General features: G+C 72.0%; 13 protein-coding genes. 7 read left to right on the top strand and 6 right to left on the bottom strand.

Features of this window, described 5'->3' with window-relative positions; all coding sequences use genetic code 11:
• Positions 1–15: 15 nt before the first annotated feature.
• The 3 genes from NOO62_RS08905 to NOO62_RS08915 are packed head-to-tail and all read left to right on the top strand — an operon-like array spanning position 16 to position 5,748.
• A complete protein-coding gene (locus NOO62_RS08905) occupies positions 16–1,023 on the top strand; it encodes a glycosyltransferase family 2 protein (RefSeq protein ID WP_268775526.1) in 1,008 nt (335 codons plus the stop codon).
• Positions 1,020–1,823: a polysaccharide deacetylase family protein gene (locus NOO62_RS08910; protein WP_268770352.1), complete on the top strand. Its 804-nt coding sequence runs from the start codon at positions 1,020–1,022 to the stop codon at positions 1,821–1,823. The genes NOO62_RS08905 and NOO62_RS08910 overlap by 4 nt, the downstream gene beginning before the upstream one ends.
• Entirely contained in the window at positions 1,816–5,748 is a 3,933-nt protein-coding gene (locus NOO62_RS08915; protein ID WP_414930788.1) for a lipopolysaccharide biosynthesis protein, read from the top strand. Before NOO62_RS08910 ends, NOO62_RS08915 begins: the two co-directional genes overlap by 8 nt.
• Positions 5,749–5,782: 34 nt before the next feature.
• Here NOO62_RS08915 and NOO62_RS08920 read toward each other — a convergent pair whose 3' ends face one another.
• Positions 5,783–7,213, bottom strand: a complete 1,431-nt coding sequence (locus NOO62_RS08920) for a GH39 family glycosyl hydrolase (protein WP_268770353.1) — start codon at positions 7,211–7,213, stop codon at positions 5,783–5,785.
• A gap of 106 nt (positions 7,214–7,319) precedes the next feature.
• Between NOO62_RS08920 and NOO62_RS08925 the strand changes: the two genes are divergently transcribed.
• Positions 7,320–8,414, top strand: coding sequence for a DUF5925 domain-containing protein (locus NOO62_RS08925; RefSeq protein WP_268770354.1), 1,095 nt, complete (start codon positions 7,320–7,322; stop codon positions 8,412–8,414).
• 23 nt (positions 8,415–8,437) lie between these two features.
• On the opposite strand, the gene NOO62_RS08930 is transcribed toward NOO62_RS08925, so the two are convergent.
• Positions 8,438–8,818: a GntR family transcriptional regulator gene (locus NOO62_RS08930; protein ID WP_268770355.1), complete on the bottom strand. Its 381-nt coding sequence runs from the start codon at positions 8,816–8,818 to the stop codon at positions 8,438–8,440.
• Positions 8,819–8,924: 106 nt separating this feature from the next.
• On the opposite strand from NOO62_RS08930, the gene NOO62_RS08935 reads away from it, so the two are divergent.
• From NOO62_RS08935 to NOO62_RS08945, 3 genes are all read left to right on the top strand, one after another.
• On the top strand, positions 8,925–9,863 hold the full coding sequence (locus NOO62_RS08935) for a GNAT family N-acetyltransferase (protein ID WP_268770356.1): 939 nt from the start codon (positions 8,925–8,927) through the stop codon (positions 9,861–9,863).
• Entirely contained in the window at positions 9,844–10,383 is a 540-nt protein-coding gene (locus NOO62_RS08940) for a DUF402 domain-containing protein (protein ID WP_268770357.1), read from the top strand. The genes NOO62_RS08935 and NOO62_RS08940 overlap by 20 nt, the downstream gene beginning before the upstream one ends.
• Before the next feature lie 96 nt (positions 10,384–10,479).
• On the top strand, positions 10,480–10,620 hold the full coding sequence (locus NOO62_RS08945) for a hypothetical protein (RefSeq protein WP_268770358.1): 141 nt from the start codon (positions 10,480–10,482) through the stop codon (positions 10,618–10,620).
• Between the two features lie 42 nt (positions 10,621–10,662).
• Here the strand turns inward: NOO62_RS08945 and NOO62_RS08950 are convergent, their stop codons facing one another.
• The 4 genes from NOO62_RS08950 to NOO62_RS08965 form a co-directional block, all read right to left on the bottom strand.
• Positions 10,663–11,136, bottom strand: coding sequence for a GNAT family N-acetyltransferase (locus tag NOO62_RS08950; RefSeq protein WP_268770359.1), 474 nt, complete (start codon positions 11,134–11,136; stop codon positions 10,663–10,665).
• On the bottom strand, positions 11,133–12,638 hold the full coding sequence (locus NOO62_RS08955; protein ID WP_268770360.1) for a tripartite tricarboxylate transporter permease: 1,506 nt from the start codon (positions 12,636–12,638) through the stop codon (positions 11,133–11,135). The genes NOO62_RS08950 and NOO62_RS08955 overlap by 4 nt, the downstream gene beginning before the upstream one ends.
• 1 nt (position 12,639) lies before the next feature.
• Positions 12,640–13,122 (bottom strand): tripartite tricarboxylate transporter TctB family protein, encoded by a 483-nt coding sequence (locus NOO62_RS08960; protein ID WP_268775528.1) that lies wholly within the window; start codon positions 13,120–13,122, stop codon positions 12,640–12,642.
• 80 nt (positions 13,123–13,202) lie between these two features.
• Positions 13,203–14,186, bottom strand: a complete 984-nt coding sequence (locus NOO62_RS08965; RefSeq protein ID WP_268770361.1) for a Bug family tripartite tricarboxylate transporter substrate binding protein — start codon at positions 14,184–14,186, stop codon at positions 13,203–13,205.
• Between the last annotated feature and the right edge of the window lie 91 nt (positions 14,187–14,277).

Here is a 14,277-nt window from a genome sequence, read left to right on the forward strand (position 1 = left end):
GCAGAGATCTCCGTCGTGATCTGCGTGTACACCGAGGACCGCTGGGAGGACATCCTCTCGGCGGTCTCCTCGGTCCGTGCGCAGTCACTGACGGCCCGGGAAACGCTCCTCGTGGTCGACCACAACCCCACGCTCCTCGAACGGCTCACCAAGGAGTACGGGGAGGCCGGGGACGTGCGGGTGCTCGCCAACGCGGGCCCCCGCGGCCTCTCGGCGGGGCGCAACACCGGGATCGGCGCGGCCCGCGGCGACATCGTCGCCTTCCTCGACGACGACGCCGTCGCCGAGCGGGACTGGCTGCGGTACTTCGCCGAGGGGTTCGAGGACCCGCGGGTCCTCGCCGTCGGCGGCCGCACCCTGCCCGCCTGGGCGTCCGGCGGGCGCCCCGCCTGGTTCCCCGAGGAGTTCGACTGGGTCGTCGGCTGTACGTACAGGGGGCTTCCCCGCGGCCGCGTGCGGGTGCGCAACGTCCTCGGCGGCAACGCCTCGTTCCGGCGCACCGCGTTCGACGCGGCGGGCGGCTTCGCCACGGGCATCGGACGGGACGGCGACAAGCGTCCGCTGGGCTGCGAGGAGACGGAGTTCTGCATCCGTCTCACCCGCGCGGTCCCTGACGCGGTCCTGCTCATCGACGACCGCTCGGTGATCCACCACCGGGTGCCCGCCGCACGGGAACGGTTCGGCTACTTCCGTACGCGGACGTACGCGGAAGGCCTCTCCAAGGCGCTCGTCGCCCGCAGCGTCGGCGCGTCGAAGGGCCTTGAGTCCGAGCGGCGTTACACCACGCGCGTGCTGCCCTCCGGCGTCGCCCGCGGACTGCGCGACGCCGTGCTCGGACGGCCCGGCGGCGCGGGCCGCGCGGGGGCCATCGTGGCGGGAGTGCTCACCGCGACGGGAGGGTACGTAGTCGGGAGCGTCCGTGCGCGCAGGGGAGGCGCCGCGTTCTCGGCAGGGCCGATCGGCGACGTCGACGGGCGTGCCGGGGACGTGAGGAGCACGGGTGGCGAGGGGGCTGCCGCATGAGCACGGAGACCGTGCCGATCCTGATGTACCACTCCGTGGCGCGCGTGCCGAGCGCCGCGACGCACGCGCTGTCCGTGTCGCCCGACGCATTCGCACGCCAGATGGAGGTGCTCGGCGAGCAGGGGTTCACGCCGCTCACGGCCGCCCAGCTGGCCGCCGTCTGGCGGTCGCCGGGAAAGGTGCTGCCCGAGCGGCCGGTCCTGATCACCTTCGACGACGGCTACGAGGGCGTGCACCGGTACGCGCTGCCCGTGCTCGCCAAGCACGGTTTCGCGTCGACCCTGTTCGTCTCCACCGGCTGGCTGCGCGGGGAGTACGACACCGGGGGCGGCCTCGACCGCATGCTCGACTGGGACCAGGTGCGCGAACTCGCCGCCGACGGCGCGGAGGTCGGCGGGCACAGCCACACGCACCCCGAGCTCGACCAGCTGGCCGAGGACGCGCTCCGGTACGAGCTGCGGCGCTGCCGCGACATCGTCGCCGACCAGCTCGGCACCCGGCCCGTGTCGTTCGCGTACCCCTACGGCTACTCCAGCAGGCGGGTCCGTGACCGGGTGCGCGAGACGGGGTTCCGGCAGGCGCTCGCCGTCGGCAACGGCCTGGCCCACCGCGCCCAGGGGCCGTATGCCCTGCGGCGCGTGACCGTGCGCCGCACCACTGGAGCCGAGGAGTTCGAGCGTCTCGTGGCGGGCCGCGCGATCGGCCGCACCTTCGCCGAGGACCGCACCCTGACCAAGGGGTACGCCCTGGTCCGCAGAGCCCGACAGGTCAGCCGGAAGGCAATCGGTTCCCGTGTCTGACACGACCACGGCCCATACCGGCGTCTCCGGTTCCGGGGACTCCGGGAAGCGGGCGTCGGCCAGTACGCCCGGTGGGCGCCGCGGGATGCGCCTTCCGGGGCGGGGCGACGGCAACAGCCCGCTGTTCCGCAACGCGTACGCGCTGATGCTCAACACCGGCATCTCCGGCGTGCTCGGCGTCGGCTTCTGGCTGGCGGCCGCCCGCTACTACTCGGAGTCGGCGGTCGGCCAGGGATCGGCGGCGATCGCGGCGATGAAGCTCCTCGCGGGGCTCACCGCCGTGACGCTGACGGGTGCCCTCGCTCGGTTCATCCCCGTCGCGGGGCGCGCCACGGGCAAGCTCATCTTCCGTACGTACGCGGGCAGTTCGGTGGCGGTGGCGCTCGCCGCCGCCGCTTTCCTGCTCACGCTCGACCTGTGGGGACCCTCGTACCGCTTCCTGCACGGGCCCGTCCACGGCATCGGGTTCATCCTCGCCGTCGTGGCCTGGTCGGTCCTGACGCTGCAGGACGGCGTCCTGACCGGGCTGCGCAGCGCGCTCTGGGTGCCCGTGGGCAACACCGCCTTCTCGGTCGCCAAGCTGTGCCTGCTCATCGCGATCGCCGCGGCGATCCCCACCGCCGGAGTCTTCGTCTCCTGGGTCGCCTCGATCCTCGTGTCGGTGATCCCGCTCGGCTGGCTGGTCTTCCGGCGCCTGGTGCCTCGGCATGTGAAGGCCACCGCCGGGAAGGCGCATCCGCCGACGCTGCGCGAGATCGGCCGTTTCCTGGCCGGCGACTACACCGGCTCGCTCTTCTCGCTCGCCGTGGTCTACCTCGTCCCGGTCATCGTCGCCTCGCAGGTCAGCTCGGTCGACAACGCGTATTTCTACATCACCACCACCATCGGCGGCACCGTCAACCTCCTCGCCATCAACATGGGCGCCTCGCTGACCGTGGAGGGCGCGCACGATCCGGCGCTGCTCGCCGCCAACACCCGCGCCGCGCTGCGCCGGATGGCGACGATCATGCTGCCGGTGTGCGCCGTCCTCTTCCTCGCGGCGCCGCTGATCCTGCGCATGTTCGGCCAGGGGTACGCGGACGCGGCCACTCCCCTGCTGCGCTGGTTCGCGGTGGGGGCGCTGCTGCGGGTCGTCATGGAGACGTACTTCTCGGTGCAGCGCGCGCAGAGCAAGACGTCCGGGATCGCCTGGCTGCAGGGCCTGCTGTGCGTCCTGGTGCTCGGCCTCACGCTGATCCTGCTGCCGCGCATGGGGCTGACCGGCGCGGGCATCGCGGAGATCTCCAGCCTGGCCGTGATCGTGGCCGTCGCGGCGCCGAAGCTGTACCGCGTGGTGCGGGCGGCGCCCTCGGCGAAGGACGAACGGGCGGCGCCGGACGGGGACCTGGCCGACCTGGGGACGCCGGACGCGCCCACGGTGCGGATGCGGGTGGCCGGGGCGCCGGACCAGCGGGGTTCCGGGGCGCACAAGGAGCGGCACGGGCCCGCGTGGGCTTTGCGCGAGTCGCTGGACTCGCCCACCCTCCAGCTCGCCGTGCAGCTCGACTTCGACCACCAGGAGCGGCGGCCGGACGTACGGCCGGGTCCTGGCACGCCTGCCGCGGGCACACCTGTCCGCATGGTGCCCGCGGCGCGGAGCGAGGGGGACGACATGGAGCACCGGCCGACGTGGGCACTGAGATCCCCTGCCGGGCCGGTGGAGGACGAGGTGCCGCCGCCCGAGCCGACGCCTGCGGGGGCGGTGGAGCACGTCGAGCTCCTGGAGCCCTCGGAACCGGAACTCGTGGGGCCCGAGGAGCCCGTCAAGCCCGAAGAGCCCGTCGAGCCCGTCGAGCCCGAGGAGCCCGTCGAGCCCGAAGAACTCGCCGAGCCCGAAGAAGCCGCCGCGCGCGAGGAACCCACGGACCAGCGCGCCCCCCGCCGCCACGTCCTCGTCATGGCGCTGCTCCTCGCCGCCGCGCTCGCCCTCTACTGGCTGCCCGTCCTCGGCCTCGGCGAGCAGGACCTGGACGACATGGGCGGGCTCGGGCTGATCTCCGTGCTGCCCACGCCGACGCTGGTCGGCGCGGCCCTCCTGGTCGTCGTGTTCGCCGCGCTGCTCTGGATGGACCGGCCGGTCAAGAGCCTCCTCCTGCTCACGCTGCTGGCGACCGTGGTGTCCCTGCACGCGCTGCCCGCCGTCATCGAGTCCGAGCCGCGGTTCGCCACGGCCTGGCAGCACCTGGGCTTCCTGGAGTACATCGACAGGACCGGCACCGCGGTGCCGGATCTGGACGCGCGCTGGAGCTGGCCGGGGTTCTTCGCCGCGGCCGCCTTCGCCGCGAAGGCGTGCGGCGTCTCGGACCTGACCGAGGTGATCCGCTGGTGGCCGACGGCCATCCAACTGCTCTACCTGGCGCCGATGTTCCTGCTCGTACGCTCCATGCGGGCGGCCTGGCGCGCCAAGTGGACGGGCCTGTGGATCTTCGTCCTGAGCGGCTGGGTGGGCCAGGACTACTTCTCGCCGCAGGGCTTCACGTTCCTGCTCTACATCGCGTTCGTCGCCGTACTGATGGTGTGGTTCCGTGCGCCGCGCATGCTGTGGGCCAAGAGGCGGCCGGGCGAGACCGAGGTCGAACCGGCGGGGCGCAAGGAGCGCGCCGTGCTGCTTCTGGTCCTCATCGGCCTGTTCGCCGCGACGGTCCCCGCCCACCAGCTCACGCCGTTCGTGATGCTCGGCGTCCTCACGGTGCTCGTCCTGGTCGGCCGCTCCGAGCTGCGCGGGCTGCCGATCCTGTTCGGCGTGCTCGTCGTCGTCTGGCTCGGCTTCCTCGCCGAACCGTACTGGTCGGGCCACTTCGACGAGCTGTTCGGCGGGGTCGGCGGCGTCGGCGGCAACGTGTCGTCGTCGGTCTCCGGGCGTATCGAGGGCGGCAGTTCGACCCATCAGCTGGTGCTGTACGTGCGGGTGGCGATGGCGGGCGCCGTGCTGGCGTTCGCGTGCTGGGGCTGGTGGCGGCGGCACTTCTACAAGTACAGCGAGCGCTCGCTGCTCGTCCTGACCTTCGTGCCGTTCCTGGGCTTCGGCATGCAGTCGTACGGTGGCGAGATGGCCCTGCGCGTCTTCATGTTCGCGCTGCCGGGCGCCGCGCTGCTCGCCGGTCTCGCGCTGTTCCCGCGGGCGGGCCTCACCCCGGACGAGTGTGACCGCGACCGGGTGAGCCTCGCGCCGCTGGCCGCGCTGATGGCCGGGCTCGTCCTGATGGGCGGGTTCCTGGTGGCCCGCTGGGGCAACGAGCCCTTCGAGCGGATCCGCCCGGGCGAGGTCGCGGCGATGGAGTACGTGTACGCGCACGACGACCCGACGGCGCGGCTCCTGTGGATGAGCAACGACACGGTCGAGAACGTCACCCCGTCGATCCCGTGGGGCGCCAGGGACATGGAGAAGCTGGAGTACGTTCCCACGCTCGCGCCCGCCGACCCGGTCCTGGTGTCGGCCCTGGTGAAGGCGCTCAAGGACGCGGGCCCCAACTCGTACCTGATGATCAACCGCAGCCAGACGACCTATCTGCAACTGGACGCCGGCTACTCGAAGACGTGGGAGCCGCGGCTCATCCGCCACCTGGACGACCGCAAGGACGTCAAGAAGGTCTACTCCAACGCCGACGCGACCCTCTACACCCTGAGCGTGCAGCCGGACGGCAGGGCGGCGGAGCCCGATCCGGGCCCGGTCGGGCCGAAGGTGACGTGGACGCCGTGGTCGGTCGTGGGCGGGCTCGCCGCGGTGGCGCTCATCCTGCTGCTCGGGGCACGCGAGATGGTGCGGGTCGCGGCGGCGCCGAGCGTGCGGCAGCAGCGGTGGCTGCAGGGCAGCTTCTGGTTCTCGCTGCCGCTGCTCGCGGTGCTGCTCGCCTCGCTGATCCAACGGTTCGTGACGATGGCGTGATTCTTGACGACTACGTAAGGGGGCGCGGACGTGGCTAGCGCTCGAGCCACTTCACCTCGTACCCCGCCATGTCGAGGCGGCGTCCGTCGACCTTCGTGATGATCCGCCGGTCGAGGGTGTTGACCACGAGGACGGCCTCGTCGTCGGCGAGGACGCGGACGTGCGGCCGGTCGTCGGCGGCGACGGACACCTTCTCGTACGTCGTACCGGGCCCGAACTCCTTGCCGAACCGCCCGATGAGCCCCAGCATCGGCAGCGCCTCCCCTCCAACGTCGTCGGGAAGCTCGGTGGACGTCCAGAGGCAGCCCGCGCATTTCTTGCCGCGTTTCTGCGGGTTCCAGTAGAAGCCGCTCGTGGCGCCGCCGCGGACCATCGCCATCAGGCCGGACGCGTGGACGGCGACGCGGTGCGCCTCGGACCAGTCGTCCCGGTTGTCCTGGCTGTCGCCCGGCTCCACGTAGTACTCGGCCCACCACAGCGGCAGGTCGCCGGTCCGCTCGCGCAGCCACTTGCCGACGTCCGTGAACTTGGCGGTGGCCCTGAACTCGTCGGGGAGCAGCTCGTCGTCCGCGGTGTAGCTGGAGCCGTCGACGACGACGAAGTCGGCGCCCGCCTTGTTCTTGTTCCAGTGCTCGAAGGCGTCGAGGATGCGCTGGTCCATGCGGCCCCAGGGGCCCTTCGGCTCCGCCGCGACGCCCTCGGTCTGGCGCGGGTCGACGCTGTTCATCACCAGGTAGGGCCCGCCGACCATGATGTCGTCGTCGACCTTCTTGAGCTCTTTGTAGACGAGGTTGTACAGCTCGGTGTACCCCTCGTAGTCCCAGCGGCCCTGCTCGTCGTTCCAGAAGCCCTTGAACTCGTTCCAGACGACGAAGTGACGCACGTCCGGGTAGCGCTTGGCGACGGTCGCCGCGAGCTTCGCGAAGTCCTTGTAGTGCGCGCGCTCGGGGGCGGTCTCCAGGGACTGCTGGCTCCAGTCCGTGTTGTCCGCGCCGGGCTCGCCGCCCTTCATCCAGTCGGGCGCGCAGCACAGGGTGACGACGGGGGTGCCCTCGCTCGCCCGGACGAAGTCCATCCGGCGGTCCATCGCCGAGAAGTCGTAACGCCCCTTCACCGGCTCCGGGTTGCCCGCGCCCCAGCCCATGATGTGCTGGATCTGCGGGACGGGCGCGCCCTGGTCCGCGAGCTCGGCGCGGACGCGCTCGACGGCCTTGTCCCCGCCCTCGTCCGCGCTGTACTGGGTATGGGTGAAGCCCCAGCCCACCTGCGGCTCGACGGCGCCGGGCGGGACGACGGGCGTGCCGTGCACCTTGTCCCCGTCCGGGGTGGTGCCCGCGGTGCTGCCCCGGTCGCCGGGCAGCGTGTTGACCAGCGTGATCACCAGGGCGAGTACGGTCAGACCGACGCCGAGCAGAGCGGTGAGACGCCACCGCCGTGCGGCCGGATTCCACTCATGTCGTCCCATCAACCGCAAGGCTAGCGGGGCCGGTCGGCGGCGGAACAGGTTACGGACGCAGGCGCACGGCGGAAAACGGGTGCACAACGGCGCACACGTGACGGATCATGTCGGCATGTCTGCGAACCCACAGGACGCCCTGCCGATACGGCTCAACGTCGACGACAGCGACTCCCCCACGGATGTCGTGGACGCCCTCTTCCTGGGCCGCTTCGCCACGGGCGAGCAGCCCTTCTCGCACAGCGCCAACATCGACCGCGTCAAGTCCGGTTCCACGTTGCTGCCGCCCGGCGCGAAGGTCCTGCGCGCGGCCCGCGACGACGACCGCAGCGCCACGCTCGCCGAGGGCGAGGGCTGGACGCTGCTGGTCTCGCGCTGGAACCGCGGCGCGGACGTCACGGTGACGGCGACCAGCGCCGAACTCGCCGAGAAGGTACTCGGCCAGGCCACGGACGGCGCGCAGGACGAGCCGGAACCCCAGCCGGAGAACGTGACGATGGGTTTCTGGTACGTCTCCCCGCGGCGCGGCCCGCACCGCACCACCCGCCAGATCTCGGCCGGTACGTGGGAAGAGGTCAGGTCCAACTACACGGCGCCGGTCGCCGACGCCATGGACACCCTGATGAAGACGACCCCCGAGGACATCTCGGGGCGGCTGCTGCTGCTCCACGGCCCGCCGGGCACCGGCAAGACGTCGGCGCTGCGGACGCTCGCGCGTTCGTGGCGCGACTGGTGCCAGGTGGACTGCGTGCTGGATCCGGAGCGGCTGTTCAGCGACGTCGGCTATCTGATGGACATCGCGATCGGCGAGGACGACGGGACGGCGAAGGGCCGCTGGCGGCTGCTGCTCCTGGAGGACTGCGACGAGCTGATCCGCGGCGAGGCCAAGCACACGGCGGGCCAGGCCCTTTCGCGGCTGCTCAACCTGACGGACGGCCTGCTCGGCCAGGGCAGGAACGTGCTGGTGGGCGTCACGACCAACGAGGACCTGGAGCGCCTGCACCCCGCGGTGGTCCGCCCCGGCCGCTGTCTGGCCCGCGTGGAGGTGGGCCCGCTGACGCGACCCGAGGCGGTGGAGTGGCTCGGCACGGAGGAAGGGGTGCCCCGCGAGGGCGCGACCCTCGCGGAACTCTTCGCCCTGCGCCGCGGCACGTCGCCGACGTCGGTACCGGGGCAGCGGGAGGGGGCGGATTCGGGGCTGTATCTGTAGCCGCGGGTGTTCCCGTGTGCTCTCTACCCGGCGTCCCCGTACGCCGCGCGCAGCGCGTCCCGCACCGCCGCGAGCGCGGCGTCCTCCGTGAGGCCGAGCCTGCGGGCCCGCTCGGCGTACGCCTGCGCCTCGGCCGCCGCGGCCCGCGCCGCCGCATCCCCCGCCGCCGCGACGAACGTCCCGTTCCGCCCGCGGGTCTCGATGACCCCGTCGGCCTCCAGCGCCCGGTAGGCCTTGGCCACCGTGTTGGCGGCGAGTCCGAGGGTTTCGGCGAGCCCCCGCACGGTGGGCAGTTTGTAGCCGGCGGGCAGCGCTCCGGACCTCGCCTGTTCGGCGATCCGGGCGCGCACCTGCTCGTACGGCGCGTCGCTCGCGCCCCCGTCGATGTCGATCTTCAGCGTCACGGGGTGATTGTCCCGCACGGGGGCGCCCCCGCGGCACATGCCGTGCGTCGCGCGGCCTCGGAAAATGAGGAGCGGTGCGGCGCGTCCCACCCGTAGCGTGCGGCCCATGACAGTGATCGTCCGAGCCCTCGACCACGGTGGGCCGACAGCCGCCGCGGACGACGCGGGCTTCGCCGCCGTACGCCGGGCCTGCGTGCCCGCCATGCTCGCCACGCCCGCCTCGGTCGCCTTCGACCGCGCGCACGCCCATCCGGACGCCGGTTACCGGCAGTTGATCGCGGAGGCCGACGGCGAGGTCATCGGCACGGCGCAGGTCGGCATCGCCTACGACAGCCCCGAGCCCGGCAAGGGCTACGCCAACATCTACGTACATCCCGAGCGGCTCGGCCGGGGCGCCGGGACGCTGCTCCTGCGCACGGCGGAGGAGTACCTCGCCGACGCGGGCGTGAGGGAGGTCTACTCCTGGGTCCTCGACGAGCCCGTGAACCTCGCCTTCGCCGCCCGCCACGGCTACCGGGCGCGGCGCAGCGCGCACTTCCTCCGTCTCGACCTGGCGCACGGCACGCTGCCGTCCCGCCGCGAGCCGCCGGGCGGGGTCGAACTGGTCTCCGGCTCGGTGTACGCGGACGACGCGCGCCCGCTGTTCGCGCTGGACGCGGAGACGGCGGCGGACGAACCGAGTGACGTGGGCGCCGAGTTCACGGACTACGAGCACTGGCTCGCCGAGACCTGGCGCCACCCGCTGGTCAGCCAGGAGCTCACCACGGTGGCCCTCGTGGACGGGGTTCCGGCGGCGTTCAGCCTGGCCCGCGCGGACGGCGCGGGGCGCTACGCGTCCAACATGACCGGCACGGCCCGGGCCCAGCGCGGCCGCGGCCTGGCGAAGCTCGCCAAGAACGACTCCCTGCACCGGGCCCGCGCGGCGGGCTGCACGGAGGCGTTCACGGGCAACGACGCCGGGAACGAGCCGATGCTGGCGATCAACAAGTGGTTCGGTTACGAGATCTGCGAGACGGAGGTCCGCCATGTCCGCACCCTCGGCTGACGCGACGGAACCGGACGTCACGGAGGCGGAGCCGGACGCGGCGGCCACGCTGGAGGTCGCGCTCGTCAAGGCGGGCCGTACGAAGATCCGTTACCCCGCGGCGCTGCTGCGCGACGACGGCAACCACCTCACCGTCCGGGCACCCTGGGCGGCCCCCGGGGCCCGCGACTTCGGCTTCGTGCGCTTCGAGCCGGGCGACGTCTTCGTGGAGCACTACTGGCGCGACCGCTGGTACGCGATCAAGGAGGTGTACGCCGCGGACGGGTCCCTCAAGGGCTGGTACTGCGACGTGACCCGCCCGGCCGTCCGCGAAGGCGCCGTCCTCACTGTCGTGGATCTGGACCTGGACCTGTGGGTCTCGGCCGACCGCGGCACCGTACTGCGCCTGGACGAGGACGAGTTCGCGGAGAGCGGGCTCGCCACCACGGACCCGGAGGCGGCAGCCGCGGCGGTCCGCGCCCTGGACGAGTTGGAAGCACTGGCCTTGAGCCGTGCCGACGATGGTCTCAGCTGCCACTGACATTCGGCCCTCGATCAGAAAGCGGGCCCCAAGAGGTCTACGACAGGCCTTGAATGGACATCGGTAAGGCAGGAAGCAGAAGGCAGGGAGGCCGCGATGCGCCAAGTGACCACGCACAAACCCGCCGCCAAGACCGTCAGCCGTCGGGTGCGGGAGCGTCAGGAGGCGGAATCCCAGCCGCAGGAGAGGCCCGAGGTCCGCAAGGACATCCAGCGGACGTGGTGGCCGGACGGCTGAGATGCGGCGGGTGCGGCGGATACGGCGGGTGCGGCCACACCGTCAGCGGTCCTGGACCCGCTTGCGGTAGTGGATCCGGTCGTACGGCCCGTCCGCGCGCCGCTCGACGACCTCGTACCCGTACCGTTCGTAGATCTTCTGGTTCTCCCACATGAGGGCGTTGGTGTAGAGCCGGATCTCGGGAAGCCCCAGCTCGCGCGCGTGGGCTTCCACGAAGGAGAGCAGACGCCGGCCCACCCCCCGCCCCGCGGCATCGGGGTGGACCGCGATCGACTCCAGGAGGAGCCGCCCTTCGTAGGGGCGCGGGACGAGCACCAGGAGACCCACCACGGGGTCCCCGGTGACGTACACGAAGCCCGCCGCCACATCGGCCGCGTGATCGGCCTCCATCGGCTTGGGAACCAACCCGATGCGTTCGATGTAGCGGTGGTACGCCGCGTCGGTGACCGCCCGTACGGCGGGCACGTCGGCGGCGGTGGCGAGGCGGACGTCCGTGGGGCCCTCGGTGGTGGTCATGCCTCTACGTCTACGTCACGGCGTCGCGCCCGCACCACCGCCTTCTTCAACAAGGGCCAGGCCACGATCAGGACGATGAGGCCATAGACCGTCACGGAGAACGGCGTGAGGAGGCCGCTGACGTCGCCGTCACTGATCTGCAGGGCGCGGCGCAGCTGTTGCTCGGCGTTCGGGCCGAGGATGACGCCGATGACGGCGGGCAGGATCGGCAGTCCGTAGCGCCGCATGCCGAAGCCGATCAGGCCGATGACGAGGAGGACGACGAGGTCGAGCGCCTCGCCGCCGACCGCGTAGGCGCCGACGGCCGCGAAGAAGAGGATGCCCGCGTAGAGGTAGGGCCGCGGGATGCGCAGGAGCTTCGCCCAGACCGGTGCGAGGGGCAGGTTGAGGGCCAGCAGCAGCACCATGCCGACGAACAGGGACGCGATGAGGCCCCAGACGAGGTCCGGCTCGCGTTCGAAGAGGAGCGGTCCCGGCTGGATGCCGTACTGCTGGAAGGCGGCGAGCATCACGGCGGCGACGGCGGTCGTGGGCAGGCCGAGGGTGAGCATGGAGACGAGGGTGCCCGCCGCCGACGCGGAGGCCGCCGACTCCGGGCCCGCGACGCCCTCGATGGCGCCCTTGCCCCACTCGTCCTTGTGCTTCGACAACCGCTTCTCCGTCACGTACGACAGGAACGTCGGGATCTCCGCGCCGCCCGCGGGGATGGCGCCGAACGGGAAGCCGATGAGGGGCCCGCGCAGCCAGGACTTCCAGGTGCGCTTCACGTCGTCCCCGCCGAGCCAGGGGCGGCCCACGGGGATGGCCTGTCCGCTGGTGCGGCGCAGATGGGCGGCGACCCACAGGGCCTCGCCGATGGCGAAGAGCCCCACCGCGACGATGACCACGTCGACGCCGTCGGCGAGCTGGAGCGAGCCGAAGGTGAGCCGCTGCTGGCCCGTCATCTGGTCGAGGCCGACCAGGCCGATGGTCAGGCCGATGAGGAGCGAGGCGAGGCCGCGGACGCGGGACGAGCCGAGCACGGAGGTGACCGCGATGAAGGCGAGCACCATGATGGCGAAGTAGTCGGGCGCGCCGATGTCGACGGCGAGGTCGGCGACGGTGGGGGCGAGCGCGACCAGGAGCAGCGTGCCGATCATGCCGCCGGCGAAGTGCCCGATGGCGGCGGCCGCGAGGGCCTGCGCTCCGCGCCCTGCCTTGGCCATCGGGTGGCCTTCCATGGCGGCGACGACGGCGGCGCTCTCACCGGGTGTGTTGAGCAGGATGGAGGTCGTCGAGCCGCCGAACATCGCGCCGTAGTAGATGCCCGCGAACATGATGAAGGCGCCGGTCGGTTCGAGTCCGTACGTCACGGGGAGCAGCAGGGCGACGGCCATGGCGGGCCCGATGCCGGGGAGTACGCCGATCGCGGTGCCGAGGAGCACGCCGACGGCGGCCCACAGGAGGTTGACGGGGGTCAGGGCCGTGCCGAAGCCGTCCATGAGGGAGGAGAAGGCGTTCATGTCACAGCACTCCCATCAGGGGGCCGCCCGGCAGGGGCACGCCGAGCAGGTTGTTGAAGACTTCGTACGTGACGACGGAGAGCCCGGCGGCGATGAGCGGATCGCGGTCGAGGTGGCGGCTGCCGAGGGCGTGGGCGGAGCCCCAGAAGAGCAGCGCTCCCGCGATGGGGAAGCCGACCGGTTCGATGAGGGCGGCGGTGGCGAGGAAGACGCCGGCGAGCAGCAGCACGGTGCGCCAGTCGGCGGGTTCGGACAGGTCGACGTCCTCGCCGCCCTCGGCCTCGCCGCGCCCGCCGCGCAGTACGTCGACGGCGAGCAGCAGCGCGACGACGAGCAGCCCGGCCCCGACGACGATCGGCACGGTCTTCGGGCCGATGGGCCCGCGCTGGGCGATCTCGACGTCCATGGTGAGGGCGTCGGTGAGGACGAGGGCGCCGAGGGCGAGGAGCAGGACGCAGACGCCGAGCTCAGAGTGCTCGCGCAGCCAGGCGCGGCGGCCGCGCGGCGCGTCGGGGGTGCCGGGGAGGCCGGGGTTGCCGGACTGGTCCGGGAGGCCGTTGGTGCTCACAGCCCCAGCTCCTTCAGTACGGAGACGACGCGCTTGTCCTGGGCGTCCAGGAAGTCGCCGAACTTCTCTCCGGTGAGGAAGGCGTCGTCCCACCCGTTCTTCCGCAGGGACTCGCGCCATTCGCGCGACCCGTGCAGCTTCTTGATGAGCCCGGTGAGCTTCTTGCGCTCGGCGTCGCTGAGGCCGGGCGGGGCGACGATGCCGCGCCAGTTGGTGAAGTTCACGTCGTAGCCGGACTCCTTGAGGGTGGGCCCGTCCAGGCCCTTGACCCGCTCGGGTCCGGTGACGGCGAGGAGCCGCAGCTCGCCCGACTTGATCTGGTCGAGGTACTCGCCGACTCCGGAGACACCGAAGGCGACCTTGCTCCCGAGGATGGAGGCAAGAAGCTCACCACCCCCGTCGAAGGGCACGTAGTTGACCTCCTTCGGGTCGATGCCTGCGGCACGGGCCATCAGCATCGGGGCGAGGTGGTCGGGCCCACCGGGCGAAGAACCCCCTCCTACTGGCACCTTGCCCGGATCCTCCTTCCAGGCGTCGATGAGCTGCCCGATGGTCTTGTACGGGGAGTCCTTGGCGACCACGACGACGTCCTGCTCCTCGGTGAGCCGGGCGATGGGGGTCGTGTCGGCGAGGGTCTTGGGCGAGTCGTTGGAGCGGGCGGCGCCGACGACGCCGAGCCCCATGGACATGGCGAGCTTGCCGTTGCCGTGCTCGCCGACGAGCCGGGTCAGGCCGACGGTGCCGCCCGCTCCCGGCAGGTTGAACACCTCGATGTTGTGGGTGAGTCCGGCGTCCTCGGCGTTCTTGGCAGCGGTGCGTGCGGTGATGTCGTAGCCGCCGCCGGGCGTGTTGGGGACCATGAAGCGCAGGCCGGGGATCTGTGTGCCGGTGTCGGCGCCGCTGCCCGTGGTGAGCAGCGGCGGCGCCACGAGCACGAGGAGGGCGGCCCCGGACAGGGCGAGGGGGGTGCGCAGGCGCACGTGTGCCACCACCTGTCGGCGTGTAGTCGGTTGTGAGGTGGCCCACATGTTGCCCGGGCGTTAACAACCTGTCTCTCTTCCGGAACCAACG

The sequence above is a fragment of the Streptomyces sp. Je 1-369 genome, assembly GCF_026810505.1.
Classification (GTDB): Bacteria; Actinomycetota; Actinomycetes; order Streptomycetales; family Streptomycetaceae; genus Streptomyces.